Source organism: Pantoea eucrina (assembly GCF_020079945.1).
Lineage (GTDB): Bacteria > Pseudomonadota > Gammaproteobacteria > Enterobacterales > Enterobacteriaceae > Pantoea > Pantoea eucrina.
On sequence record NZ_CP083448.1, the window covers coordinates 760,534 to 785,904 of the forward strand.

The following is a 25,371-nucleotide window of genomic DNA, read 5'->3' on the forward strand; positions in this document are numbered from 1 at the left end:
CTACTGCTGCGATGCTGGCAAACTTTTCACACTGAGAGTGTTTATGAACAGAAATTCGCTGACGCTGGCCGCCCTGATCCTGGCCGGACTGAATATGCGTCCGCTGCTGACGTCGGTCAGCCCGCTGCTCGGTCAGCTGCGCCAGGCGATCGGCCTGTCACCGCTGGCGGCGTCGCTGCTGCCGGCGGTGCCGATGATCATGATGGGCGCGGTGGCGCTGCTGAGCGCATCGCTTTTACAGCGTATTGCGCTGCAGCGCCTGCTGCAGGCGGGATTACTGCTGCTGCTGCTGGCGCTGCTGGCGCGTGCAGCTACCGGCAGCGGCAGCGGACTGGTCGCCAGCGCGCTGGTTGCGGGCCTCGGTGCTGGCGTGGTGCAGATGGCGATGCCGGGTGTGATCCGCCAGCGTTTTGCACAGCGCAGCGCTGCCGTAACCGGGCTGTGGGCGGGGGCGCTGATGGGCGGCGGCGGGGTGGCGGCGACGCTGACGCCCTGGATCAGCGCCAGAATGGGCTGGACGCTGGCGTTAAGCAGCTGGGCTTTACCGGCGCTGCTGGCCCTGCTGCTCTGGCTGGGGATAAGGCTGCCGGCGACGGCGACGCAGCCGGCACCGGCGCTGCCCCCGCTGTGGCGCACGCCGCGCGCCTGGTCGCTGGCGCTGAGCTTTGGCCTGGTAAACGGCGGCTACGCCACCTGCGTGGCGTGGCTCCCGGACGCGTATCAGCAGGCCGGCTGGAGTGAACAGGCGGGCGGTTCACTGCTTGGCGTAATGATTTTGTGTCAGGTTATCGGTGCGCTGCTGATGCCGCTGCTGGCCCGCCACACCGACCGGCGTCCGCCGCTGATTTTCAGCCTGCTCTGTCAGCTGACCGGTATGGCTGGCCTGCTGGTTGCGCCGCAGTTCGCCCCCTGGTGCTGGGCCGCAGTGGCCGGGTTTGGCCTGGGTGCCGCGTTTCCGCTGACGATGGTGCTGGCACTTGATCACCTGCCACACCCGCAGGCGGGCGCACGCCTGGTGGCATTTATGCAGGGCGCCGGGTTTATCATTGCCGGCTGCATGCCGTTTGTCGCCGGCCAGCTGCAGGCGTTCAGCGGCAGCTTCTCCAGCGTCTGGCTGATGCAGGGTATGATTACGCTGGGCCTGATTGCGCTGAACCTGCGCTTTCATCCGCACAGCTATACCGGCGCATTTACTCACGTGTCGCGCTGATTGGTCCTACCAAAAGCGTTAAAACCTTTTTGCCTGGTCACACTGCTGCAAAATTCTCCCGCAATGCGTTGCTTTCAGTTAACAACGCATTAACTATCTGACGCCATAAGCCCGGTTTCCTGAATGCGGTCCGACCACTTTCAGCGCGTCACGGGCACTGTCGCACGGTGCATGTTTTGCTGCACCGTGCCGGTTTCACTCCTCCGGAGATAATGGCATGCAGGTATGGCAGCAAAATTATGATCCGCTTAATAATCTGTGGCTTTCCAGCCTGGTCGCAGTGATACCGATTGTTTTTTTCTTTTTTGCGCTGATTAAACTCAAGCTCAAAGGCTACCAGGCGGGCACGGCGACCGTTGTGCTGGCGCTGCTGGTGGCGCTGCTGCTGTATGGCATGCCAGTGGGGCAGGCGCTGGCGTCGGCGGTGTATGGTTTTTTCTATGGCCTGTGGCCGATCGCCTGGATCATCATTGCCGCCGTGTTTGTGTATAAGATCTCGGTTAAAACCGGGCAGTTCGACATTATTCGCGCGTCGATCCTGTCGATCACGCCGGATCAGCGCCTGCAGATGCTGATCGTCGGTTTTGCCTTTGGCGCCTTCCTGGAAGGGGCGGCAGGGTTTGGTGCGCCGGTGGCCATTACCGCTGCGCTGCTGGTCGGGCTGGGCTTCAAACCGCTCTATGCGGCGGGCCTCTGTTTAATTGTCAATACGGCGCCGGTAGCGTTCGGCGCGATGGGGATTCCGATTATTGTGGCCGGGCAGGTCACCGGGCTGGACAGCTTTCAGATTGGTCAGATGGCCGGGCGACAGCTGCCGTTTCTGACGCTGATTGTGCTGTTCTGGATTATGGCGATCATGGATGGCTGGCGCGGGGTGAAAGAGACCTGGCCGGCGGTGATCGTGGCGGGAGGATCGTTTGCCATTGCTCAGTTCCTGAGCTCCAACTTCCTCGGGCCGGAGCTGCCCGATATTATCTCCTCGCTCGCCTCATTGATCTGTCTGACGCTGTTTTTACGTCGCTGGCAGCCGGTACGCATTTTCCGTTTTGAAGAGCGCGATGCAGCTGACGCCATGCCCGGAGCGCAGCGCTATACGCTGGCGCAGATTGTGCGCGCATGGATGCCGTTTCTGTTCCTTACCGCGACGGTGACGCTGTGGAGTATTCCGCCGTTCAAGGCGCTGTTTGCCAAAGGCGGCGCACTCTATGACTGGGTCTTTACCGTGCCGGTACCGCTGCTGCATGAGCTGGTGGCGCGGATGCCGCCGGTGGTGAGTCAGGCCACGCCGTACGCTGCACTGTTTAAATTCGATGTGGTTTCAGCCACCGGCACGGCGATTCTGGTTGCGGCACTGCTGTCGATCCTCTGGCTGCGGATGAAACCGCGCGCGGCGCTGCAGACGTTCGCAGAGACGCTGAAAGAGCTGGCGCTGCCGATCTACTCTATCGGCATGGTGCTGGCGTTTGCCTTTATCTCTAACTACTCCGGGCTCTCTGCTACGCTGGCGCTGGCGCTGGCGCACACCGGGCAGGCGTTTACCTTTTTCTCACCGTTTCTCGGCTGGCTGGGCGTGTTTCTGACCGGATCGGACACCTCCTCCAACGCGCTGTTTGCCGCGCTGCAGGCGACCACGGCGCAGCAGATTGGCGTCTCTGATATCCTGCTGGTAGCCGCTAATACCACCGGCGGCGTGACCGGTAAGATGATATCGCCGCAGTCGATTGCGATCGCCTGCGCGGCGGTCGGGCTGGTGGGGAAAGAGTCCGATCTGTTCCGCTTTACCGTGAAACACAGCCTGATTTTTACCTGCATGGTCGGGGTGATCACCACGCTGCAGGCCTACGTGCTGACGTGGATGATCCCGTGAGCGCGCCGCTGCGCGAACGTCTCAGCGCCTGGATCAGCGCGCAGCAGCTGACGCCCGGCATGCGGCTGCCGGGCGAGCGCCAGCTGGCGGCGCTGCTGGGCGTCTCGCGCTCCTCCCTGCGCGAGGCGATTCAGCAGCTGATTAACAGCGGCGTGCTGATCAGCAAACGCGGCGGCGGCACCTGGCTGTGCCAGCCGCCGGAGCCCTGGTCAGAACAGCGTATCGTCGAGCCGATGCGTCAGCTGCTGGCGGCCGATCCCGACTACCGCTGGGATATTCTGGAGGCGCGCCACGCCATTGAGGCCAGTACCGCCTGGCACGCCGCGCTGCGCGCAACGGAAGCGGATAAAGAAAAACTGCGCTACGCCTTTGATGCGCTGCTGCGACTGAACGACTGCGGCGATCCCGATCTCGCCGCGCAGGCCGATCTGCGTTTTCATCTCGCCATCGCAGAGGCTTCACACAATCTGGTCTTACTGCAGACCATGCGCGGCTTTTTCGATTTGCTGCAGTCATCGGTACTGCACAGCCGTCAGCGCATGTATACCCAGCCGGTGATTTTTAACCGCCTCAATGAGCAGCATCAGGCAATGTTTGATGCGGTGATGGCAGGAGACGCCGCTGCCGCGCGTCAGGCGGCGATGGATCACCTCGGCTTTGTCCATACCACGATGAAAACGCTGCATGAAGATGAAGCGCGTCAGGCGCGCATCACCCGCCTGCCGGGCGAAACGGCAGCGACCCGTAAGGAGAACACCTGATGATTATCTCTGCTGCCAGTGACTATCGCGCCGCAGCGCAGCGCATTTTGCCTCCGTTCCTGTTTCACTATCTGGATGGGGGTGCCTATGCTGAGCATACGCTGCGGCGCAACGTGGCTGACCTTTCAGACGTCGCGCTGCGTCAGCGGGTGCTGAAAAATATGTCCGCGCTGAGTCTGGAAACCCGGCTGTTTAATGAGACGCTGGCGATGCCGGTGGCGCTGGCGCCGGTGGGGCTGTGCGGCATGTATGCGCGCCGGGGAGAGGTACAGGCGGCGCGGGCGGCGGCACAGAAGGGGATCCCCTTTACGCTCTCTACCGTCTCGCTCTGTCCTATCGAAGAGGTGGCGCCAGCCATCAACCGGCCGATGTGGTTTCAGCTCTATGTGCTGCGCGATCGCGGATTTATGCGTAACGCCCTGGAGCGCGCCAAAGCAGCCGGCTGTACAACGCTGGTGTTTACGGTCGATATGCCCACGCCGGGGGCGCGCTATCGCGATGCGCACTCCGGCATGAGCGGACCGCACGCCGCGCTGCGCCGCTACTGGCAGGCAGTAACCCACCCGCAGTGGGCGTGGGACGTCGGGCTGCACGGCCGGCCTCACGATCTGGGCAACATTTCAGCTTATCTCGGCAAACCCACCGGTCTGGAGGATTACATTGGCTGGCTGGCTAACAACTTCGATCCCTCTATCTCCTGGCAGGATCTGGAGTGGATCCGCGATTTCTGGGAGGGGCCGATGGTGATTAAAGGCATCCTGGATGCGGAGGATGCGCGCGATGCGGTGCGCTTTGGCGCTGACGGCATCGTGGTCTCCAACCACGGCGGACGGCAGCTCGATGGCGTGCTCTCGTCAGCGCGTGCGCTGCCGGCCATCGCCGATGCGGTTAAAGGCGATATCACCATTCTGGCAGACAGCGGCATTCGCAGCGGTCTGGATGTGGTGCGCATGCTGGCGCTCGGTGCCGACAGCGTGCTGCTGGGACGCGCCTTTATCTATGCGCTGGCGACGCACGGGCAGCGCGGCGTGGAGAATCTGCTCACGCTGATTGAAAAAGAGATGCGGGTCGCGATGACGCTGACCGGCGCAAAATCGATCGCGGACATCACCCAGGATTCGCTGGTGCAGGCTAACGCCCTGCTGAAAGAAGCGGGTTTACAGCCTGCGCGCCCGCGTGCGGTGCGCTGAGCCAGGCAAAACAGAGCGGGTTGTCTATACTCAGTGCTGTCCACTAACAGGAGGAATGACATGACCATTCACAAGAAAGGATCGGCCCATTGGGAAGGTGACATCAAAGGTAAAGGTACCGTCAGCACAGAGAGTGGCGTACTGGATCAGCAGCCGTATGGTTTTAATACGCGCTTTGAAGGCGAAAAAGGGACCAACCCGGAAGAGCTGATTGGTGCCGCACACGCTGCCTGTTTCTCCATGGCGCTGTCGCTGATGCTGGGCAATGCCGGCCATAAGCCGGAGAGCATCGACACCACCGCCGATGTTTCGCTGGACAAAAAAGGCGAAGGCTTTGCCATTACTAAAGTGGCACTGACCAGCACCGTGTCGCTGCCGGGCGTGGATAAAGATGCCTTTGATGAGATTATTCAGAAAGCGAAAGCAGGCTGCCCGGTATCACAGCTGCTGAATGCAGAAATCACGCTGGATTACACGCTGAATAACTGATTGCGTTACGCGCAACGGTCAATGTTTTAACAATGCGCCTGCGGGCGCATTGTTGTTTCTGCACTCAGGCATACTCTGCATCATGCAGCGCTTCGCGTACATTACGCAGGCTACTGCGCGCAATACGATACGCCTTGCGCGGATCGCCCGCCACAAACTCAAACGTGGGTGAATAGTAGAAGGGAAGCCAGCCATCGAAGCCATTTTCCCACTCCCAGCGCACCGGGCAGGGCCAGAGGATCCCATCATACAAAATGTAATAAACCCAGCGTCCGGCAGGACGGCGGGGGCGCGATTTCTTCATGGGATTCACAACGATGATAGTGTAAAACAGCTTATATTTTGAACCTTATTGCCAGCGCTTGCAATGGCGAACGGCTAAAATGTGAGCAATGCAGTAAATCCTGGCCTCATTTCAGCGATGAACCTCGCCACACAGCAAGACCACGTTAGGACGGACTTTATAGATGCGATTGGCCATGGTTTCACAGGCCGTTTTTGTCGGATAAATACGCTCTGATACCGGCAACGCGTCACAGGCATCGTGCCCGCAGGCACTCACTAATAGAACAAAACCAATCAGCATAACCGGGCTCCTTTAACACCTTCGCGCTGGTACGGAATGTGTGGCTGTGTGTTCCCTTTTTTGATCCAGTATAGACAATTGGCTCACAGGTCAATGAACACCCCGAGCGGCTTTTTTATCCGAACGGTCTGCCAGCAGCGCGCTGCGCATCCAAACCCGGCATAATCCAGGCTAAACTGTGCAGCTGACCCCTTTTAAACGAGTGAGAAAAGCATGTCTGATATTGCCCATCCTGCCAGCAGTCCAAAACAGGCTGCACTGCAGCTGGTTATCGAGCTGGTCCGTGCCGGAAAATTAAGCCCTCTGCATGGCGATGCGTCAAATATGATCTCCATTTATGAGCAGTTCAAGAGTCACTTTGAAGCGGATAAACATAAAGATTCTGCTATCTCCTGACAGCCTCAGCCGTCCGGCACGTTCTGCTGCAGCTAACCGATGCTGCGGCGACGGCCAGATGGCTGTTTCATACGATTATGCCCCTGTGCCTGTATAATCACTCTCCTGCACTATTTCTCTGCCAGTTAATTTATCCGGATTGAGTTTTGATATTTCTCACACTTTCTGTATCCAGATCTGAAACCGGTTGCAGAAAATCTTCTGGCTGTGTATTCGTTAATTAAACATCATTCAAAGGAAACGATCATGCCAAAGATTTTACTGTGCTGTGCCGCCGGAATGTCCACCAGCATGGTGGTGCAGAAAATGGAAAAAGCGGCAAAAGAGCAGGGGCTTGATGTGGAGATAAAAGCAGTAGGAATAGAGGAGTTTAACGAAGAAATTCAGGGTGTTGATTGCTGCCTGCTTGGTCCGCAAATTAAATATAAACTGGCTGATTTCGCCCCGATAGCCCAGCAGCTTAATAAGCCTATCGCCGTCATAAATAGCATGGATTACGGCATGATGAACGGCGAGAAAATATTAGCAGATTCATTAAAGCTGATTCACGCCTGAAAATAACGCCCGCACTCAAATAATTCTTCCGCCTGCGCAGCTGCTGCGCAGGTTAATTCTCTTGTTGCCTGTCGCAAGGAGCTTGCTCATGAGCAGCATCAGTGAATCTTTATTTGGCGTCATTGAAAATCGTATCAGCCCGTTCGCCGGACGCCTCTCCAGTCAGCGTCACGTTATCGCGATCCGCGATGGCTTTATCGCTTCTATGCCGTTTCTGATTGTCGGTTCGTTTATGCTGCTGTTTGCCCATCCGCCATTCTCTGCCGACAGCTCATGGGCTTTCGCACAGTGGTGGCTGGGTATGGTGCAGGCGCACGAAGCGCAGATCATGATGCCCTACAATATGACGATGGGCATTATGGCGCTCTACATCGCCAGTGCTATCGCCTATAACCTGGCCACCAGTTACAAAATGAATGGTTTTATGGCGGCGAGCCTGTCGCTGATGGCTTTTCTGGTGGTGGCCGCTCCCCAGAGTGATAAGACACTGCCGGTAGGCTCGCTGGGCGGGGAAGGGATTTTCACCGCGATTCTGGTGGCGCTGTTTGCCACAGAAATGATGCATTTCCTGCAGAAACACCATATCGGCTTTAAGCTGCCCGAGCAGGTTCCGCCGAAAATCCGCCAGTCGTTCGATCTGCTGATCCCGATTGTTGCCATTTTTCTCACGCTGTTTCCGCTCAGCCTGTGGGTGCAGGCGCAGTTTGGCATGCTGCTGCCACAGGCGATTATGGCCATCTTCGCGCCGGTCATCTCCGCATCTGATTCACTGCCTGCGGTGCTGATTGCGGTGCTGTTATGCCATATGCTGTGGTTTGCCGGCATTCATGGTGCGGTGATCGTCGGGGGCATTCTGCAGGCGTTCTGGCTGACCAATCTCGGACTGAATCAGCAGGCGCTGAACGCCGGTGAGCCGGTGATGCACGTGTTTATTGAACCTTTCTGGCAGTTTTTCATTGTGATAGGCGGATCGGGTTCCACTATGGGGCTGGTACTGCTTTATCTGCGCAGCCGATCGGCGCACCTGCGTTCAATTGGCAAACTGAGTATTGTGCCCAGCATGTTTAACATCAACGAGCCGGTGATATTTGGCTCACCGGTGGTGATGAATCCCATCCTGTTTATTCCGTTTCTGCTTGCGCCGCTGGTTAACGCCGTGATCGCCTGGACCGCCACCAAAACTAACCTGATTAATCACGTTGTCTCACTGGCACCGTGGACCACGCCCGCCCCGATTGGCGCCGCCTGGTCAACCGGCTGGGACTGGCGCGTGATCGTGCTGATTGCCGTGCTGGTGGCGATTGCCACGCTTATTTATTACCCGTTTTTCAAAATGTATGAGCGCCAGCTGCTGCAACAGGAGCAGGAGCAGGCCGCAGCGGCACAACTGGCTAAGGAGTCATGATGGAAATTGATGAAACCACGGTAATGGAGCTGATTATTCAGGCGGGAGAGGCGCGCTCCTGCGCCATGCAGGCGCTGCGTGCGGCGCGTAATCAGGCGTGGAGTGAAGCGGACGCACAGCTCACGGCCGCCACGCAGGCGGCGAAAGCGGCGCATCGTATCCAGACCGAACTGATTGGTGCTGATGAGGGCTGCGGCAAGATTCCGGTCAATTTAATTATGGTACATGCCCAGGATCATCTGATGAACGCCATGCTCTGTCGCGAACTGGCGGAAGAGATCATTCAGCTGCGTCGTGAACTGGCGGCGCAACAGTAAGGAGCAGCTATGCAGCATCATAATCCCGGTGCGTTTCCGGATGGATTTCTCTGGGGCGCATCAACGTCGGCGTATCAGGTTGAAGGCGCATGGAATACGGATGGCAAAGGGCCGTCAGTCATCGACCACGCGCGCTTCCGCGATAACGTCACTGACTTTACTGTCTGCAGCGATCACTACCACCGCTTTAAAGAGGATATTGCGCTGCTGGCCGAAATGGGATTGAAAACCTACCGGTTTTCGATTGCCTGGAGTCGCCTTTATCCCGACGGCGACGGCGAGCTTAATCCGGCTGGCGTGGCGTTTTACCAGCAGCTGATTGATGAAATCTGCCGGCAGGGTATTGAACCGCTGGTCACGCTCTACCATTTTGACCTGCCGTGGGCGCTGCAGCAGGCGGGCGGCTGGTCAAACCGGCGCACTGTCGCAGCGTTTGAGCGCTTTGCCGTCACCTGCTTTGAACACTATGGCAAACAGGTAAAATACTGGCTGACCATCAATGAGCAGAACATGATGATCCTCAAGGGCGAGGTCATCGGCACGCTGGCAGAAGGCACAGAAGATGTGCAGCGCAGCCTCTATCAGCAGAATCACCATATGATGCTGGCGCAGGCGCAGGCGATGATCGCCTGTCATCAGCGTCTGCCGGACGCAAAAATCGGTCCGGCGCCGAATATCTCCTGCGTTTACGCCGCCAGCTCACGGCCGGAAGATGGGCTGGCCGCCGATAATTTTTCAGCCATTCGTAACTGGCTCTATCTTGATCTTGCGGTGCACGGACGTTACAACGCGGTGGTGTGGGCCTTTTTACAGCAGCGTGGCTGGCTGCCGGAGATTGCGGCGGATGATATGGCGATCATTGCCGCGGGCAAACCCGATTTTATCGCGTTCAACTACTACGCCTCCGCTACCGTCAGCGCTGACCTGCCGGATGCGGCACGCGGTGAACTCAACAGTAAGCAGAAAGCCGATCAGCAGATGGCGGGTATCGACAGCACGGTGTATGTCGGCTGCAATAATCCGCATCTGTCGCAGAATCAGTTTGGCTGGTATATCGATCCGGTCGGCTTTCGCATCACCGCCCGTGAGATCTACGCGCGCTATGCGCTGCCGCTGATTGTCACAGAAAATGGCCTGGGCGCCTTTGATACGCTGGAGGCGGGCAACAAAGTACACGACGATTATCGTATCGCCTATCTGCGCGATCATCTGCGGCAGCTGCGGCTGGCGATTGCGGATGGCGTGGTGCTGTTTGGCTACTGCCCGTGGTCAGCGATCGATCTGGTCAGTACCCATCAGGGGATCGGTAAACGCTACGGCTTTATCTATGTAAACCGCGATGAACATGACCTGAAAGATCTGGCGCGCTATCGTAAAAAGAGCTTTTTCTGGTATCAGCAGCTTATTGCCAGCAACGGCGCTACGCTCGACGACGCGGTCAGCTACTGATCGCGCCGCGCGGGTCCGTCAGCAACCGACGCGCGTTCAATCAGCCGCCCGCTAAAGGGCGGTAACACGCTAACCGGCTTGCCTTCCAGCATGGCGACCAGCTGCGCCAGCGTGTGCTGGATCATTTCAGCAACCGGCACATGTACCGTGGTCAGCGGCGGCAGAAAAAAGGCGGCCATATTAATGTCATCGAAACCCACCAGAGAGACATCCTGCGGCAGCCGTTTTCCAGCCTCGTGCAGCGCCAGTGCCGCGCCCATCGCCATATCGTCATTACTCGCCATCAGCGCGCTGAACGCGATCTGCGACGCCAGCAGCTGCTGTGTGGCCAGCTGACCGCTGAGCGAGGTCCATGCGCCCTGGATGACCCGGCCAGGCTCAAAGGGTAGCTGATGGGCAGCCAGCGCCTGCTGATAGCCCGCCAGCCGTGCGGCAGCGGTGGGCGAGCCCGGCAGGCCAGTAATAAAGGCGATATCCTGATGCCCGCGCTGGATCAGATACCGTACGGCATCAAAGGTATTCTGCTGATGTGTGGCCCAGACGCAGTGTTCTGCATGCTGCGTCAGCTGCCGGTTTACCACCATAATCGGAATGGCGTGCTGCTCAATCAGCGCTTCCAGCGCGGCCGTATCCAGAAAGCGCGGATAGATAATGATCGCGTCACAGCGCAGATCGAGCAGAAATTCAATGGCCGCCCGTTCATCGTCGGCGCTGGTTTTACCGTCCGCCAGAATCAGCTGGCGCCCGTAGTTATTGGTCAGGGTGGCGGTCTGATAAAGCAGCTCGCTGAAATAGGGGCCATTGAACAGGGAATGGGTGACAATCAGACCAATATTCTGTGACTTCTGCGTTGCCAGACTGCGTGCCAGCAGGTTAGGACGATAGCCGGTCTCTTCGATCGCCTGAAATACTTTCTGCTGTGTCGCTTTACTGACGTAGCGCGTACCCGCCAGTACGCGCGATACGGTGGCTTTAGAGACGCCAGCCTTCCGGGCCACATCCAGCATTGTAATCATTTTTCCGTCCCATCATCCCTTCACGTGTAAGTGTGATAGTAACTGAAAATGCGCGGCGGCAGAGGAGTGCCCAGGTAAACAGTGAAGCCGATCAGGCAAAGAACCAGGCGGGCAGGATCGCAATCAGATTATTCAGCGTATGCAGGAAAATGGGCAGGGCGAGGTTATTACTGCGCAGGCGCGCATAGCAGAGCAGCAGCGAAAAGAGCGTCAGCGCTACCAGCGTTTCCCAGTGCACATATTGCGTATGCAGCGCCGCAAACAGCAGCGACGTCAGCAGCATGCAGGCGAAGCGGCTGCGGGGCGCCCAGAGCAGAAACGCCTGCAGCAGGAAGCCGCGAAACAGCACTTCTTCAAATACCGGCGCCAGCAGTACTGCCGTCAGCAGCAAAATCAGCATTGAGTTGCGCCCCTGCTGGCTCTGCTCAATCAGCCAGCCCTCCGGCTGTAAAAACTGCGTCTGAGCCACCATCAGCAGAAACAGGGCACCAATAAACAGCAGCGTCTGCAGAGGCCGCAGGGCACCCAGCGGAATATCGCTGCGCCGCTGACAATAAAAGCGGTAGAGCGGATAGATCACGGCGAACTCAAACAGGCAGAGTACCGGCACCAGCAGGCCATCATTCCGCAACGCACTATAGTTGGGAAAGAGCGTGATCAGCATCGTTACGAGGTAATAGACAACAAAGCAGCCCGCATAAAACAGGGTTAAGGTGACTTTGTCGGATTGAGTATCCATAGGCGACTCAGCGGGCAGGGGGAATGGCATAGTAGCAATGGCGCTGAGTGCTGTCGAGGTGCGCGATCTCAGATTTCAGTACCACCTGAGCTTTACAATAAAAACCAGGCACGGCGGGCAGATACCCGACGGGCGTGCCTGGCGGTCACCGGCCAGCGCGTTAACGAACGCGAACAGCCACGAACGTCATCAGAATAGCGCAGCCGATAAAAATCATGAGTTCCATAGTAAGCCTCCTCAGATGATTCTTAGAAATGATAGTTTTTTTCTGGGCAAAAGTGAGTCATTTAGTGCGATTAATCCTAAACTGGTCGCAGAAAATAGCCGTTTCCGGCGTGTAAACGGGCATTTTTTCAGCCGTTAGCGTTCGTTTAGGCGCCGCGCTTTGCTACTCTCAGAGGCGACATTGTTATCTGTTCGAAGGAGAGAGTTGTGACGCATTGTGGAAAAGTCCTGTTGCTAACCGCTGCCATGGCCTTGAGCGCCTGTCAGTCTGCCGGCAAAACCAGTACCCAGGCTGAGGCCAGCGTGGATCCGGAAACCGATCAGTGCCGCGCATCGCAGTATCAGCATTTTGTCGGCCAGCCGCTGACTGCAATCGGCAGCCAGAAATTTGCGGGTCCGGTACGCGCGATCCCCTGGAACGGTGCCGTCACCATGGACTTTAATCTGCACCGGCTCAATTTCATGGGCGATAAAGAGGGCAATATCACCCGCGTCTACTGCGGCTGACATCAGACGGACACGCGACTGTCATCGGGTTGTCATGCCCGGCGGCGAGGATACTCTGACAAACAGAGATCGCCTCGTCATCTCAGACATGCACTGTTCGTCTTGTTTCTTCCCGCTGCGGCGGGAATTTTTTTAACCGGCGAACGCGCTACTGCAACAAGAGGTAATGATGAAAAGATTTTCAGGCTTTCTGCTGTTAACGCTGCTGGCCCCGCTGGCGCATGCATCCGGCGAAGCTGCCTGGCAGGAAAATGAGCAGCAGAGCCGTCAGGCGTGCCTGCTGGCCAGTACGCTGGCGCAGGCGAAAATTGTGGGTAAGCCGGTGCAGTTTGACGACCGCACCGGTTATGACGCGCTGCTGCTGCAGGGACGCTATCCGCAAAAGCACATGAAAAACCGCACCGGACGTGAACTCTGCCTCTACCATCGTCAGAGCGGTAAAGCCGTCGTCAGCGAAGCCGATCAGCTGCGGGTCGCAAAATAAATCATCCCTCAGGCTCCCGGCTCGCTGCCCAGTAATTGTGCCAGCAGCGTCCGGTAGCTCTGCAGACGCTGCTCATCGCCCTCAAACTCCAGCTTTTCAATGACCCGCGCAATAACCGCTTTACTGGTCGCAGGCTGCCCCTCGGCCATCAGTTCCCGCATAATAGCCGCCAGCAGATCGCTCTCATGCGGCACGTGCCAGGCAGGCGTGTTGAAGTAGTCGGTAATCGCCCGACTGGCGCTGTCAGGATAGGTTCTCATGGCTGACCTCCGCAGAGACAACACGGCGTGCCGCCAGCAGGCGGCAGCAACAGAACCTGAACGGCATGCCCGCAAATGTGGCCGCGCGTCTGGTTATTTTTTAAACATAGTTGCGCGCCGTAAGCTTGTCAGCAACGTTTCGTCATATTTTTTCACATTTGCCGATCGTCCTGATGCAGCGTCAGCATCATCTGCCAGCGCTGCTGCGTCAGCAGGAATTCCGGGCTGACGCTCGGGCTCCAGGAGTCATCGCCGCCAACTCCCATATGAAAACCATCAAGATGCAGCCAGCAGCCTGTTTCCGGTTGCAGCAGATGACGATGTGACGTATCGCGCAGCTGCTCAAGACTGTAGCGACTGAGTGAAAAGGCGAAATCACCGCTGATTTGCCAGCTGCCGCTGTCGAGCTGCCGGGTACCGCAGCGCAAGCCGTTTTCACCGGGGAAAACATAGTCGGTGGTGAGATCGGCAAGCGGCAGCTGCCAGCGGGAGAACTGCGCTGCCAGCTGGCGATCCGGATAGTTTTCGTGAGGACCCAGACCCAGCCAGCTGACCTGCTGCGGCGAGCGCGCCAGCTGGCAGCGCCAGCCGATACGCGCCGGCGGCGGTAATCCGGCGGCCTGCTCCACCGTCAGGGAAAGCGTAACCTCACCGCGGGCGCTGATAAAGTAGCGCTGGTGCGTGGTAAAGCAGACCTGCTCCTGCACGCGCCACTGATGCCAGCTTTCAATCTGTACCCCGTGCGCCAGGCTGTCGGCCTGCATCGCCAGCAGCACCGGTTCAAGCTCTTCGTAGCCGGCGCGCCGCCAGCGCTCGACCCAGGCGTTGGGATCCACGCTGGCTGCTTCACTGGTGCCGATATCGTTGTCAATCGGCGCGCGGACAAAGCAGGGCTGCAGCGGCGTCAGCAGGGTCTGCTGCTCACCCACCAGCCACGCGGTCAGCTCACCGCTGAGGCGCGAGAAGCGCCAGCGCTGCTGCGCGATCGCCACTTCAATCTCCTCCGGCTGCATAAGCAGCTGCGGCGCACTGTCGCCAATCGCCGGCAGGCGCAGCGGCAGCGCGGCAGGCAGCTGCCACTGATCCCACGCCACGCGGGCGTCAGCGTCGGACCAGGCGGTAGCGTCCGGCTGATGCACCGCAACATTCAGCCACGCGGCACCCTGCAGGCCTGACGGCAGCGCAATCTCAATCTGCTGACTGCCCTGCGGCGCAATATCGAGCGGCACCGTGCCGGTCGCAACCGGTACGCCGTCCTGCTCAATGCACCAGCGCAGCTGCTCGTTATCGCTGTGCCGGAACAGATATTCACTGGTAACGGTGATGCGGCCCGGCTGCGTGGCGTCGTGGTCAAAGCGGAAAAACTGCTGCGCGCGCTGCGCCTCAAACAGGGCGGGGTGCGGCGATCGATCAGCATAGACCAGGCCATTCATACAGAACTGACGATCGTTGGGGGTGTCGCCAAAATCGCCGCCGTACGCCTGCCAGGCATTACCGCTGCTGTCGTAGCGCGTCAGGCTCTGATCGGCCCAGTCCCAGACAAAGCCGCCCTGCAGACGCGGAAACTCACGGAACGCCTGCCAGTATCTGGCAAAGCCGCCAAAGCTGTTCCCCATTGCGTGCGCATATTCACACAGGATCAGCGGGCGCTGTTCACCCGGCAGGCCAATCCACTTTTTCAGCGACCACTTGGGCACGGCCGGGAAGGGCTGATCCTGATCGACCCGCGCATACATCGGGCAGATAATATCGGTTGCATTGCTGTCTGCGCCGCCTCCCTCATACTGCACCGGACGCGTTGTGTCGCTGCTTTTAACCCAGCGGTAGAGGGCGTCATGCGTGCTGCCATGTCCGGATTCATTGCCCAGCGACCAGATAATAATGCAAGCGTGGTTGCGGTCGCGCTGTACCATACGCGTAACCCGCTCGCTGAAGGCGGCAAACCAGCGCGGATCGTCAGAGAGCCGGTTCATCGGCTGCATACCGTGCGTTTCAATATTTGCCTCATCCACCACATAGAGACCATAGCGATCGCACAGGCGATACCAGAGCGGATGGTTAGGATAGTGGGCGCAGCGCACCGCATTGAAGTTATGCCGCTTCATCAGCACGATATCGCGGCGCATGCTGGCCTCATCCACTACCTGACCGCGTTCCGGATGGTGTTCATGGCGGTTAACGCCGCGGATCAGCAGCGGCTGGCCATTCAGGCAGAGCTGGCCCTGCTCAATGCTGACGCGCCGGAACCCGACATCATACGCTTCCGCTTCCAGTACCTGCTGCTGCGCATCCAGCAGTGTGACCACCGCGCGGTAAAGGTGGGGCGTCTCCGCGCTCCAGAGCCGTGGCTGACTCACCGGCAGCCGCAGCGTGGCCCGCTCCGGATAGCGTCCGCGCTCATCAATAATGGCGCTGCCGGGCGCCTGCTCCTGCGTGCCGATGCAGGTATCGCCCAGCCACAAAGAGACGCGAATATGGCAGCCTGCCAGCGCGGTCTGGCTGGCATCAAGCTTGACGCTGACGCGCAAGTCACCCTGCGAATACTCCGGGCTGAGCACGGTTTCAAGCTGGATATCCGCGAAGCGGACGTCCGGTTTATGCAGCAGCGTCACATCGCGGAAAATGCCGCTCATGCGCCACATATCCTGATCTTCCAGATAGCTGCCGTCACACCAGCGCAGCACCATCACGGCCAGGCGATTTTCGCCTGCCTGCAGCGCGGCGCTAAGGTCAAACTCCGCCGGCAAACGGCTGTCCTGAGAGTAGCCAAGCCAGTGTCCGTTACACCACACAAAGCAGGCCGAATTAACACCGTCAAAAATAATGCGCGTCTGGCCCCGCTGTAGCCACCGATCATCAACGGTAAATGTGAGCGAATAGCATCCGGTAGGGTTGGCCTGCGGCACAAACGGCGGATTAACCGCAATAGGGTACTGCACATTGGTATAAACTGGCGCATCATAACCGTACAGCTGCCAGTTAGCCGGTACCGGAAGCGCCGTAGCATCCGGCAGATCCTGCTGCAGCCAGCTCTCCGGCACCGCTTCAGGCTGGGTAAAATAGCTGAACTGCCACTCACCGTTCAGCGACTGCAGGGAAGGCGACGGGCGATCCTCGCGGGCGGCCTGTTCATCGCGCCAGCTGGCAAAGGGCGGATGGGTATCGAGACGGTGCAGGCTGGTGATAACCGGATTTTCCCAGTCGCGACGCGCCAGAATAGCCGCTAAGGAGAGCGCAGAAGTCATGATGATATCTCTGAAATTGTAATGCGCTCACATTGATGGAAATAGCATCAGCTGTAAAGCGGTCTTTGCTGAAACCGTGACAAAAAAGCAGGATCTGCAGCAGGCTGCCTGCAGCAGCAAAACGTTTCGCCATTAGATGTTGAATTGTTACGCTTTTTTAAGGCTTATTTATTCACAAAAGTGAGGGAAAGCGCTTGTTGTTTTCTTCTGCTCAGTGCTAACGTCAGCACTCCTTTCCTTATCGAGTTCATTGCATGAAAAATCTGGTTGCAGAACTCCTGCTCAGGCTGGCGGAGAAAGAAGAGGCGTCCAAAGAGCTGGTGGTACAGATCGAGGCGCTGGAGATAGTACTGACTGCCATGCTGCGCCAGCTGGATGCGGAACAGCACCATCAAATCGCCAGCGCGATTAAAAACGCGATGCCGCCCGCCGCGCCGGTTGCTGAGAGCGCTGATGCGGTGCTGCTGCGAAATTACATCGAAAAATTACTCAAATACCCTCGCCAGTAAGCGCGCGTAAGCGATTTGCCGCTGTTTTACTGATTTTCGTGCCAGACTGATAAAGCCCCCCTACACGGAGATCCCGGCAATGAAAAATTCGTTACTGATTCTGACTGGCGCTGCGCTGCTGTTTACCGTCGGCAGCGCCGGCGCTGCAGAAAAAACGCCGCAGCAGGAGAAGATGGCGCGCTGTAATCAGCTCGCCGCCACGCAAAATCTGAAAGGCGATGAGCGCAAAACGTTTATGAGCGACTGCCTGAAAAAAGAGAGCAAGCTCGGCAATATGACGCCGCAGCAGCTGAAAATGAAAAGCTGCAACAGTGCAGCCGGGGAAAAAGATCTCTCGGGCGATGCGCGCAAAACCTTTATGAGCACCTGCCTGAAAAAAAGCGCCTGATGATAAAAGCGGCATCTGATTAATGACTTAGCTGCCGCTTGCTTTATTTTTCCTGCCAGTTTCCCACGCTTTGCCACACTTACTCTTTGCAGGGGTTTGTCATCCCGCATCCGAAAATAATAAAGGAGCAAGGTGTGAGCTATCAATCTATCACAGAGCTTAACGCGCTGGCGCAGCAGCAGCCCGTGCCGTTCAGCGTGGGCGAGACCGACATTATTTTGATCCGCGATGGCGATCAGGTGCAGGCGTTTCAGGCCAAATGCCCGCACGCCGGCGCGCCGCTGGCGGAAGGGGCCGTCTGTGACGGCAAACTGATCTGCCCGTGGCACAAAGCGGTATTTCAGCTGCAGGATGGCAAAATGTGTGAACCGCTGGCGCTGGCCAACCTGACGCGTTATCCGGTGCGGATCGAGCAGGGCAAGGTGCTGGTCAGTGAACAGCCGCTTTCTGAGGCATCCGCACCCGCTGCGGCAGATAGCGCGCCAGTCTATGTCATTCTCGGCAGCGGAGCGGCGGGCGCCGCGGCAATCTGGACGCTGCGCGATGAGGGATTCAGCGGACAGATTATTCGTATCGAGCGGGAGGCCGCGGCCCCGTATGACCGTACCGCGCTCAGCAAGTTTGTGCCGTCGGGCAAAATGGCTATTGAGGATGTCCCTGCGCTGCTGGAGCAGGATGTGCTGGGGCCGGTCGAACTGCTGCAGGATGAGGTGGTGCAGCTGCAGGCGCGTGCAAAGACGCTAACGCTGAAAAGCGGAGAGCAGGTGAGGTTTGACCGGCTGCTGGTGGCGACCGGCGGCGTACCGCAGGCGCCGGATATTCCCGGCCGGGATCTGGCCGGCGTTCACCTGCTGCGTTCGCGCGATCAGGCTGAGGCGCTGCTGAACGATGTCGATGAAACGCAGGAGCTGGTGATTGTCGGCAACAGTTTTATCGGTATGGAAGTTGCCGGAGCGCTGCGCAGTCGTGACGTCAAGGTCACCGTGGTTGCCCGCCAGCGTCTGCCGTTTGTAAAACAGTTTGGCAAAGAGATAGCGGAGCATTTTTATGCGCTGCACCGCAGCAACGGCGTTATCTTTGAGCAGGGTGAGCCGGAGGCGCTGGAGGGAGAGCGTGAAGTCACTGCGGTACGCCTGAAAGGAGGCAAAACGCTGCCCGCGCGGCGGGTGCTGCTCGGCACCGGCGTCAGACCTGCAACCGGGTTTGTGCATGACTTAACGCTGCAGGAGGATGGCAGCCTCCTGACCGATCGCCAGCTGCGGGTTACGGATAGCGTCTGGGTCGCCGGCGATATCGCCACCTATCCCACCGCTGATGGCGAACAGCGCATTGAGCACTATCGCGTGGCTCACCAGCAGGGGCGCATTGCCGCGCTGAATATGCTGGATAAGCAGATTGAGTACGACCGCGTACCTTTTTTCTGGACGGCGCACTACGGCACCCGTTACGAATATCTCGGGCATGCCGAAGAGTGGGATGAATATCGTCTGCTGGGTTCGCTGGATGACCAGACGTTTATTGCGTTCTACTGCCAGCAGGGGAGAATTGCAGCGGTCTGCTCGGCCGGATTGTACACGCTTACCGCCGCGCTAATCGAACAGATGCAGCAGCCGCTGACGCTGGCGCAGGGCGTGGCGCTCTATAAGCAGTACACCGCGTAACTGCCCGGCTTAATTCCGGTCCTCAGTTCAGGAAAGAGGACCGGATCGCCGGCAGAAGAGGGCTGCGATTACGCTTTGCTCAGCGCCTCTGACTTCGCCATGCAGCGCTGCATGGCGTTCATCACCGCCGCGCGAAAACCATTCTCTTCCAGCGCTTTTACCGCCTCAATCGTCGTGCCGCCGGGCGAGCAGACCTGATCTTTTAGCTCAGCAGGATGTGTGCCCGTCTCGATGACCATCTGCGCAGCACCTTTCACCGCCTGCGCGGCAAACTCATACGCCTGCGCACGCGGCATGCCGCCCAGCACGGCAGCATCGGCCATCGCTTCAATAAACATAAATACATATGCCGGAGCAGAGCCGCTGACGCCCACAACCGCGTGGATCAGATACTCTTTGACCACGGCGGCTTTACCGAAACTTTCAAAAATAGCGACGATATCGTCCACTTCCTGCGGCTCCACCAGCACGTTAGGTGTCACCGAGGTCATGCCCTCATTGACCAGCGCTGGCGTATTGGGCATCACCCGCACAATTTTGCGATCGTGACCCAGCACGCCGGCCAGCGAATCCAGCGTCACGCCTGCGGCAATCGAGACCACCAGCGCATCCTTCTTCATCACGCCCGCCAGATCGCTGAGCACTTTCAGAATCACATCAGGTTTGACCGCGCCAAACAGGATATCCGCCTCGCGCGCCAGTGCTTCTGCGCTCTCCGCCGCGCTGATCCCGTACTGCTGCGCCATCTGCTGGTTGGTTTCCGCTTTGCGGTCCCATACCAGAATATTGGCCGGGGCGATAAGCCCGCTGTTGACCAGGCCGCTGATAATCGCCCGGGCCATATTGCCGCAGCCGATAAAGCCGATTTTTTTCTCCAGCATCGCTCTCTCCTTAATCGTATTGATTTCGCTGCGGGTTAGCTTACGTCAGCGCTCGTGAATAACAAGTGCCGGCAAAATATCGATTGCCTTTCCTGACCAGCGCGGCAAGATCGCGCCTGTTATTCATTACAGGGAAACCATTATGTCAATCTGGGTCGATGCTGACGCCTGTCCGGTGGTCATTAAAGAGGTACTTTACCGCGCTGCCGAACGGACAAAAGTGACGGTGACCTTTGTCGCTAACCAGCCGCTGCGCGTGCCGCCTTCACCCTTTCTGAAGACGCTGCAGGTCGCGGCCGGTTTTGACGTGGCGGACAATGAAATTGTGAAGCGCGTGCAGCCCGGCGAGCTGGTGATCACCGGCGACATTCCGCTGGCGGCGGAAGTGCTGGAAAAAGGGGCTGCCGCGCTGAATCCGCGCGGCGAGCGTTACTCGCCTGATACCATCCGGCAGCGCCTGACCATGCGCGATTTTATGGAAACGATGCGCGCCAGCGGCATTCAGAGCGGCGGCCCGGCGGCGCTGAGCCCGCGTGACCGCCAGCTGTTTGCCAACGAACTCGACAAGTGGCTGCGTCAGCGCTGATCAGACAAAGCTGTCATCATCATCAAAGCCGCCGTTGTCAAAATCATTCAGATCGCTGTTGTCGGCAAAGCTGTTGTCATTCCAGCTGCTGTTGTCACTGAGAAACGCATTGCTGCTGTCGTTGCCGTTGAACGTATCCAGGTTCTCATCCACCTGCGGCAGCGCCGGTTCGTTGATAATATTCACGATCTCTTCCGGCTGCGAGTGATGAAACAGGCTGGTGAGCATATCCGCCATCACCACGCCACCTGCCACGCCCACAGCCGTCTGCAGCGCGCCGCCGAGAAAGCCCGTGCCGCGGGCCGGTGCGGCTGGCTGCTGCGCATACTGCGGGGGCGGGCTGTTCCAGCCAGGCTGCTGCTGCTGCGGTTGCTGCTGACGCGAACCGCCGCCAAATAAACCGGAAAGAAAGCCGCCGCTCTGCTGCGGAGCCTGCTGCTGTGCCTGGTTATTTTCCAGCTCGGTGATGCGGGCATTCAGCTTTTTCAGCGCAGCTTCCTGAATCAGAATCGCCTGAGCCATGTAGTAGGGCGCGTCGGGCTGGTTCTGCAGATGCTGACGGATAAGCTGTTCCGCGCCCGCATCGCGCGGGCCACTCTGCTCACCGGCCTGTTTTAACCGGCTAAAGAGATTTTCAATGAGTTGCTGTTCCTGATTTTGCATGGTGAACCTCCGTTGGCGTTAAGGCTATCTATATGCGGGCAGGGGGCGCGAAAGTAAATCACTGACGTGGTAAGCAAATGTTGCCCGCTTACACCGCCCGGGTAATGCACAAAATGCGCATGGTTTTTCGCTGTAAATTCAGTGAGCTAATTATAGCAGCCGCCAGAGTGCGCGTATTTTGTGCTTCGAAACTGGCTGCTGAAATAAAATCCGGATATTATGCGACGCATTATTGACCTGATCGCCTGCCGGCGCGGCAGAGCACGGCGGAGAATAAGCCCGGATGTCATTACCCATCTATCTTATCGGCGCACGCGGATGCGGCAAAACCACTATCGGCCAGGTGCTGGCGCGCATGCTGAATTACACCTTCTGCGATACCGACCACTACCTGCAGCAGGCCGCGCAGCGCAGCGTGGCTGAAATTGTTGCCAGTGAAGGCTGGGAGAGCTTCCGCGCGCGCGAAACCGAGGCGCTGCGCGCCGTCACCACGCCAGCAGCGGTGATAGCCACCGGCGGCGGGATGGTGCTGGCTGAAGTGAACCGCCGCTTTATGCGCGAGCGGGGGCATGTGATCTGGCTCAGCGCACCGGCGGAAGCGCTGGCGAACCGGCTGCAGCAGCAGCCTGAAACCGCGCAGCGGCCCACGCTTACCGGCCAGCCAATTGCCGAGGAGATGGATGAGATCCTGCGCCTGCGCGCGCCGCTCTATCAGCAGGCGGCCCACTATCAGGTTGATGCCATGCAACCGCCAGAGCAGGTTGCAGAACAGATAATACGTTCGCTCGCGCTGGCCCGCGCCAGCTGATTTTTATCAGAAAACTCCCGCTTTACTGGCATCAATGCATGCTGGTCTATACTCAGTAACAGGCAGCGGATCGCCACTGCCGTGTGGAACACTGATAAGAGAGGGAAAACGATGCCATCCAGACCACCCTATCCGCGTGAAGCCCGTGTTGTGGCCGTCGAAAAAGGGCCCGAAGGTAAAAAAGTTACCTGGTATGAACTGCGTGCCGATCATCCTAAAGAGAACTCCCTGATCAGCGAGCATGAATCTGAGCAGGAAGCGCAGGATGCGAAAGATCGCTACGAAGATGTGGAAAAAGAATAAGCCGCACTGGCAGGGACGCCAGTGAATTCTCCGCACTCTCCTGAATTTTCCTGCCGCTGCGCCAGCAGCGATTTATTTGCGTGACACCCTGAGGGCTTCCCTTGTAATCTGCTGATAACCTTCATGTGCTGCGAGGAAAAAGCATGCTCAATGTCAGTGATTATTTCGACGGAAAAGTGAAATCGATCGGGTTCGACAGCGTGACCATCGGCCGCGCCAGCGTAGGCGTTATGGCTGAAGGCGAGTACACCTTTGGCACCGGCCAGCCGGAAGAGATGACGGTGGTGAGCGGCGCACTGAAAGTGCTGCTGCCAGGTGAGGCGGAGTGGAAGTGGTATGAGGCGGGCAGCACATTTAATGTCCCTGGCCACAGTGAGTTTCATCTGCAGGTAGCTGAGCCTACCTCCTATCTCTGCCGCTACCTGTAAACGGCGCAAGAGAGACAGAGCTGCAACCTTCAGGCTGCAGCTTTTTTTATGCCTGATTAGCGTGGTGCTTCGCCGCCGAGTGCGTCGGTCAGGCTGGCTATCAGCGCAGCGAGTTCGCCGGTCATCAGCGTAAAGTCAGCGTCAAAGCGCAGAGCGAAATCCTCGCGATCGATATCATCATTCTGTTCACGCAGCGTATCGCTGAATTTCAGGCGCTTTACTGAACCATCATCAGCAATCACAAACTGAATTCGCTCCTGCCAGTCGAGCGCCAGTCTGGTCACCACTTTGCCCGCTTCAATGTGGTTGGCGATCTCATCGGAGATCAGATCCTGCTTCTTGCAGCGGATCACGCCGCCATCTTCCAGCAGCGCTTTCAGCTCCGCCTCATCCATCAGGGCGTAGCCTGCGGGCAGGTCGCCGCCGCGCACCCACTCCGTCAGCGTCAGCTCAATCGGCTTCTCCATGGTCAGCGGCACGACCGGCAGCGAGCCGAGACTTTTGCGCAGCAGCGCCAGCGTATCTTCCGCTTTTTTGGCGCTGGCGCAGTCAACAGCGATCAGGTTATTGACCGTATCGATCCACAGAAAGGTCTGACTGAAACGGCTGAAAGCACGTGGCAGCAGGCTGTGCAGCACTTCATCTTTCAGCGAATCTTTTTCGGTTTTCTTCAGCTTGCGGCTCTGTTCCGCCTCCAGCTTCTCAATTTTGGCATCCAGCGCCTGCTTCACGACCGGTGAAGGCAGAATTTTCTGCTCGGTACGGGCGCAGATCACTATCTGTCCGTTGACCTCATGGGCCAGCGCTTCCCCGCGGTTACCCATCGGCGATACCCAGCCGGTCTGGGCCATATCCTGACTTCCGCACGGTGAGAACGTAAATGCATCAAGCTGTTTTTCCAGATCGTCTGCGGACAGCGGAAGGTCACGATTCAGACGATAAACCATCATATTTTTAAACCACAACATCGGGATTCCTTACCGTGGGTGCGATCGGGCGCACAAGTCTCAAACAGGGAGCGCGCATGATAGCGAAACCTGCGCCGGGTTTCATTGCCTTTCCCGAATCGCCCCTCTACTGTATCTCCACCCCATGTGAATAATGAGGAATAACCCGTGCGTATCGGTATCGATTTAGGCGGCACCAAGACAGAGGTTATTGCTTTATCGGATGACGGCACGCAGCTGTTCCGTCATCGCGTGAATACCCCGCGCAACGACTACGCTGCTACGGTCGGCGTGATGGCGGATCTGGTTCGTCTGGCCGAAGCGCAGACCGGAGAGCGGGGCAGCGTCGGGGTCGGTATTCCCGGCTCGATTTCGCCCTATGCGCAGCGGGTTAAAAATGCCAACTCCACCTGGCTGAACGGACAGCCGCTGGATAAAGATCTGGCGCAGGCGCTGAGCCGGGAGGTGCGTATTGCCAATGATGCAAACTGTCTGGCGGTCTCTGAAGCCACCGACGGCGCCGGCGCCGGTCAGCCGCTGGTGTTTGCGGTGATCATCGGCACCGGATCCGGCGCGGGGATCGCCATGAACGGCGTGTCGCGTATCGGGCTCAATGGCAACGCCGGCGAGTGGGGGCACAATCCGCTGCCGTGGATGGATGCCGATGAGCAGCGCTTTCAGCAGGAGGTGCCGTGCTACTGCGGCTTACGGGGATGTATTGAAACCTTTGTCTCCGGAACCGGTTTTGCTACTGATTACCAGCGATTAAGCGGGCAGGCGCTCAGCGGTGCGGAGATTATGCAGCTGATTGCGCAGCAGGATCCGCTGGCGGAGCAGGCGATGAACCGCTACGAACAGCGGCTGGCGAAAGCGCTGGCGCAGGTGGTGAATCTGCTCGATCCCGACGTAATTGTGCTGGGCGGCGGAATGAGCAATGTGGACCGTCTGTACCAGACGCTGCCCGGCCTGATGCAACCCTGGGTGTTTGGCCGCGAGTGTGAAACGCCGGTGCGTAAAGCGCTGCACGGTGATTCCAGCGGCGTTCGCGGCGCAGCGTGGCTCTGGCCGCTGGAGGGACAGGCGACGTTATGACTTACGCGGTGCAAAGCCAAACCACGCTGGCTGGGTGCGATCGGGCGGCGGCGGTAGCGCGGCGGACTGGCCAACCAGCTGCCAGGCGCGCAGGCACAGCGCCTCATCTCCCTGCGTCTGGGTAACGGCAAAGCGCCCGCTGGCCTGCCACTCCAGCCGCAGCCAGCACTGCTGTCCGGCGTAGTGCGCCGCATCGCGAAACTGCTGGTTAAGCTGATGCTGAACGCTGCGCGTCCAGTGGCAGGAGGCGCTTTCCGGTGCCACGTCCGGCTCGCACAGGTTGCTTAAGGCGGCTGGCGGCGTGGCAGGCGGACGGGCGCAGCCAGTCAGCGTCAGCGCTGCCAGCAGCAGACCGGCTGCGGCGGCGATCAAGTTTATTCTCATAACAGAACCTGAAAAACGGG

General features: G+C 58.5%; 31 protein-coding genes. 21 read left to right on the forward strand and 10 right to left on the reverse strand.

Translation table 11 applies throughout. The features are described 5' to 3' along the window. Positions 1–43: 43 nt before the first annotated feature. The 5 genes from LAC65_RS03460 (at position 44) to LAC65_RS03480 (ending at position 5,517) form a co-directional block, all read left to right on the forward strand. Entirely contained in the window at positions 44–1,210 is a 1,167-nt protein-coding gene (locus LAC65_RS03460; protein ID WP_039382919.1) for a cyanate transporter, read from the forward strand. 217 nt (positions 1,211–1,427) lie between these two features. After that, positions 1,428–3,077, forward strand: coding sequence for an L-lactate permease (gene lldP, locus LAC65_RS03465; protein WP_039382920.1), 1,650 nt, complete (start codon positions 1,428–1,430; stop codon positions 3,075–3,077). After that, positions 3,074–3,838 (forward strand): transcriptional regulator LldR, encoded by a 765-nt coding sequence (gene lldR, locus LAC65_RS03470; RefSeq protein WP_223810701.1) that lies wholly within the window; start codon positions 3,074–3,076, stop codon positions 3,836–3,838. Before lldP ends, lldR begins: the two co-directional genes overlap by 4 nt. Then, a complete protein-coding gene (gene lldD, locus LAC65_RS03475; protein WP_039382922.1) occupies positions 3,838–5,028 on the forward strand; it encodes an FMN-dependent L-lactate dehydrogenase LldD in 1,191 nt (396 codons plus the stop codon). The genes lldR and lldD overlap by 1 nt, the downstream gene beginning before the upstream one ends. A 60-nt stretch (positions 5,029–5,088) precedes the next feature. Then, a complete protein-coding gene (locus LAC65_RS03480; protein WP_039382923.1) occupies positions 5,089–5,517 on the forward strand; it encodes an OsmC family protein in 429 nt (142 codons plus the stop codon). 64 nt (positions 5,518–5,581) lie between these two features. Here the strand turns inward: LAC65_RS03480 and LAC65_RS03485 are convergent, their stop codons facing one another. Next, on the reverse strand, positions 5,582–5,821 hold the full coding sequence (locus LAC65_RS03485; RefSeq protein WP_039382924.1) for a hypothetical protein: 240 nt from the start codon (positions 5,819–5,821) through the stop codon (positions 5,582–5,584). A gap of 38 nt (positions 5,822–5,859) precedes the next feature. Here LAC65_RS03485 and LAC65_RS18265 point away from each other — a divergent pair, with 38 nt between their 5' ends. Further along, positions 5,860–5,970 (forward strand): hypothetical protein, encoded by a 111-nt coding sequence (locus LAC65_RS18265; protein WP_411828847.1) that lies wholly within the window; start codon positions 5,860–5,862, stop codon positions 5,968–5,970. Here the strand turns inward: LAC65_RS18265 and LAC65_RS03490 are convergent. After that, a complete protein-coding gene (locus tag LAC65_RS03490; protein ID WP_166713742.1) occupies positions 5,933–6,103 on the reverse strand; it encodes a hypothetical protein in 171 nt (56 codons plus the stop codon). The genes LAC65_RS18265 and LAC65_RS03490 overlap by 38 nt on opposite strands. Before the next feature lie 213 nt (positions 6,104–6,316). Between LAC65_RS03490 and LAC65_RS03495 the strand changes: the two genes are divergently transcribed. The 5 genes from LAC65_RS03495 (at position 6,317) to LAC65_RS03515 (ending at position 10,225) form a co-directional block, all read left to right on the forward strand. Next, complete coding sequence (locus tag LAC65_RS03495; protein ID WP_039382925.1) at positions 6,317–6,499, forward strand: hypothetical protein; 183 nt, start codon at positions 6,317–6,319, stop codon at positions 6,497–6,499. Positions 6,500–6,745: 246 nt separating this feature from the next. Then, positions 6,746–7,054 (forward strand): PTS sugar transporter subunit IIB, encoded by a 309-nt coding sequence (locus tag LAC65_RS03500; protein ID WP_039382926.1) that lies wholly within the window; start codon positions 6,746–6,748, stop codon positions 7,052–7,054. An 88-nt stretch (positions 7,055–7,142) separates the two neighbouring features. After that, a complete protein-coding gene (locus tag LAC65_RS03505; RefSeq protein WP_039382927.1) occupies positions 7,143–8,459 on the forward strand; it encodes a PTS sugar transporter subunit IIC in 1,317 nt (438 codons plus the stop codon). Then, positions 8,459–8,776 (forward strand): PTS lactose/cellobiose transporter subunit IIA, encoded by a 318-nt coding sequence (locus tag LAC65_RS03510; RefSeq protein ID WP_039382928.1) that lies wholly within the window; start codon positions 8,459–8,461, stop codon positions 8,774–8,776. Before LAC65_RS03505 ends, LAC65_RS03510 begins: the two co-directional genes overlap by 1 nt. 9 nt (positions 8,777–8,785) lie before the next feature. After that, positions 8,786–10,225, forward strand: a complete 1,440-nt coding sequence (locus LAC65_RS03515; RefSeq protein WP_039382929.1) for a glycoside hydrolase family 1 protein — start codon at positions 8,786–8,788, stop codon at positions 10,223–10,225. On the opposite strand, the gene LAC65_RS03520 is transcribed toward LAC65_RS03515, so the two are convergent. Continuing rightward, positions 10,219–11,241 (reverse strand): LacI family DNA-binding transcriptional regulator, encoded by a 1,023-nt coding sequence (locus LAC65_RS03520; RefSeq protein WP_039382930.1) that lies wholly within the window; start codon positions 11,239–11,241, stop codon positions 10,219–10,221. The genes LAC65_RS03515 and LAC65_RS03520 overlap by 7 nt on opposite strands. A gap of 91 nt (positions 11,242–11,332) precedes the next feature. Beyond that, positions 11,333–11,980 (reverse strand): CPBP family intramembrane glutamic endopeptidase, encoded by a 648-nt coding sequence (locus LAC65_RS03525; protein WP_039382931.1) that lies wholly within the window; start codon positions 11,978–11,980, stop codon positions 11,333–11,335. 432 nt (positions 11,981–12,412) lie between these two features. On the opposite strand from LAC65_RS03525, the gene LAC65_RS03530 reads away from it, so the two are divergent. Together LAC65_RS03530 and LAC65_RS03535 are read left to right on the forward strand one after the other, a co-directional pair. After that, positions 12,413–12,712: an I78 family peptidase inhibitor gene (locus tag LAC65_RS03530; protein ID WP_039382933.1), complete on the forward strand. Its 300-nt coding sequence runs from the start codon at positions 12,413–12,415 to the stop codon at positions 12,710–12,712. Between the two features lie 169 nt (positions 12,713–12,881). Continuing rightward, entirely contained in the window at positions 12,882–13,196 is a 315-nt protein-coding gene (locus tag LAC65_RS03535) for a hypothetical protein (protein ID WP_039385730.1), read from the forward strand. Between the two features lie 8 nt (positions 13,197–13,204). Here LAC65_RS03535 and LAC65_RS03540 read toward each other — a convergent pair whose 3' ends face one another. Continuing rightward, entirely contained in the window at positions 13,205–13,456 is a 252-nt protein-coding gene (locus LAC65_RS03540) for a biofilm development regulator YmgB/AriR family protein (protein WP_039382934.1), read from the reverse strand. Between the two features lie 152 nt (positions 13,457–13,608). Continuing rightward, positions 13,609–16,701, reverse strand: a complete 3,093-nt coding sequence (locus tag LAC65_RS03545; RefSeq protein WP_224144831.1) for a beta-galactosidase — start codon at positions 16,699–16,701, stop codon at positions 13,609–13,611. 254 nt (positions 16,702–16,955) lie between these two features. Between LAC65_RS03545 and iraP the strand changes: the two genes are divergently transcribed. The 3 genes from iraP to LAC65_RS03560 all read left to right on the forward strand — a co-directional run bounded on the left by iraP (position 16,956) and on the right by LAC65_RS03560 (position 19,259). Beyond that, positions 16,956–17,210 (forward strand): anti-adapter protein IraP, encoded by a 255-nt coding sequence (gene iraP, locus LAC65_RS03550; protein ID WP_039382936.1) that lies wholly within the window; start codon positions 16,956–16,958, stop codon positions 17,208–17,210. Positions 17,211–17,289: 79 nt separating this feature from the next. After that, the gene (locus tag LAC65_RS03555; RefSeq protein ID WP_039382937.1) at positions 17,290–17,598 is read left to right on the forward strand and encodes a PsiF family protein; all 309 of its coding nucleotides are present in this window, start codon (positions 17,290–17,292) and stop codon (positions 17,596–17,598) included. A 134-nt stretch (positions 17,599–17,732) separates the two neighbouring features. Further along, the gene (locus LAC65_RS03560) at positions 17,733–19,259 is read left to right on the forward strand and encodes an FAD-dependent oxidoreductase (RefSeq protein WP_039382938.1); all 1,527 of its coding nucleotides are present in this window, start codon (positions 17,733–17,735) and stop codon (positions 19,257–19,259) included. Positions 19,260–19,327: 68 nt separating this feature from the next. Here LAC65_RS03560 and proC read toward each other — a convergent pair whose 3' ends face one another. Next, complete coding sequence (gene proC, locus LAC65_RS03565; protein WP_039382939.1) at positions 19,328–20,140, reverse strand: pyrroline-5-carboxylate reductase; 813 nt, start codon at positions 20,138–20,140, stop codon at positions 19,328–19,330. A 142-nt stretch (positions 20,141–20,282) separates the two neighbouring features. On the opposite strand from proC, the gene LAC65_RS03570 reads away from it, so the two are divergent. Beyond that, the gene (locus LAC65_RS03570) at positions 20,283–20,726 is read left to right on the forward strand and encodes a YaiI/YqxD family protein (RefSeq protein ID WP_039382940.1); all 444 of its coding nucleotides are present in this window, start codon (positions 20,283–20,285) and stop codon (positions 20,724–20,726) included. Here LAC65_RS03570 and LAC65_RS03575 read toward each other — a convergent pair whose 3' ends face one another. Continuing rightward, complete coding sequence (locus tag LAC65_RS03575) at positions 20,727–21,389, reverse strand: DUF2076 domain-containing protein (RefSeq protein ID WP_039382941.1); 663 nt, start codon at positions 21,387–21,389, stop codon at positions 20,727–20,729. Positions 21,390–21,672: 283 nt separating this feature from the next. On the opposite strand from LAC65_RS03575, the gene aroL reads away from it, so the two are divergent. The 3 genes from aroL (at position 21,673) to ppnP (ending at position 22,928) form a co-directional block, all read left to right on the forward strand. Then, positions 21,673–22,197, forward strand: a complete 525-nt coding sequence (aroL, locus tag LAC65_RS03580) for a shikimate kinase AroL (protein ID WP_039382942.1) — start codon at positions 21,673–21,675, stop codon at positions 22,195–22,197. A gap of 111 nt (positions 22,198–22,308) precedes the next feature. Then, positions 22,309–22,500 carry a YaiA family protein gene (locus LAC65_RS03585; protein ID WP_039382943.1) on the forward strand — a complete coding sequence of 64 codons (192 nt, stop codon included), beginning with the start codon at positions 22,309–22,311 and terminating at the stop codon, positions 22,498–22,500. Positions 22,501–22,643: 143 nt separating this feature from the next. Further along, entirely contained in the window at positions 22,644–22,928 is a 285-nt protein-coding gene (gene ppnP / locus LAC65_RS03590) for a pyrimidine/purine nucleoside phosphorylase (protein WP_039382944.1), read from the forward strand. Positions 22,929–22,984: 56 nt separating this feature from the next. On the opposite strand, the gene rdgC is transcribed toward ppnP, so the two are convergent. Then, the gene (gene rdgC / locus LAC65_RS03595; RefSeq protein ID WP_039382945.1) at positions 22,985–23,896 is read right to left on the reverse strand and encodes a recombination-associated protein RdgC; all 912 of its coding nucleotides are present in this window, start codon (positions 23,894–23,896) and stop codon (positions 22,985–22,987) included. A 147-nt stretch (positions 23,897–24,043) separates the two neighbouring features. On the opposite strand from rdgC, the gene mak reads away from it, so the two are divergent. Next, the gene (gene mak, locus LAC65_RS03600; RefSeq protein ID WP_039382946.1) at positions 24,044–24,967 is read left to right on the forward strand and encodes a fructokinase; all 924 of its coding nucleotides are present in this window, start codon (positions 24,044–24,046) and stop codon (positions 24,965–24,967) included. On the opposite strand, the gene LAC65_RS03605 is transcribed toward mak, so the two are convergent. Further along, complete coding sequence (locus LAC65_RS03605; RefSeq protein WP_082032647.1) at positions 24,962–25,351, reverse strand: cell envelope integrity TolA C-terminal domain-containing protein; 390 nt, start codon at positions 25,349–25,351, stop codon at positions 24,962–24,964. The two genes, mak and LAC65_RS03605, sit on opposite strands and share 6 nt — an antisense overlap. Positions 25,352–25,371 lie beyond the last annotated feature (20 nt).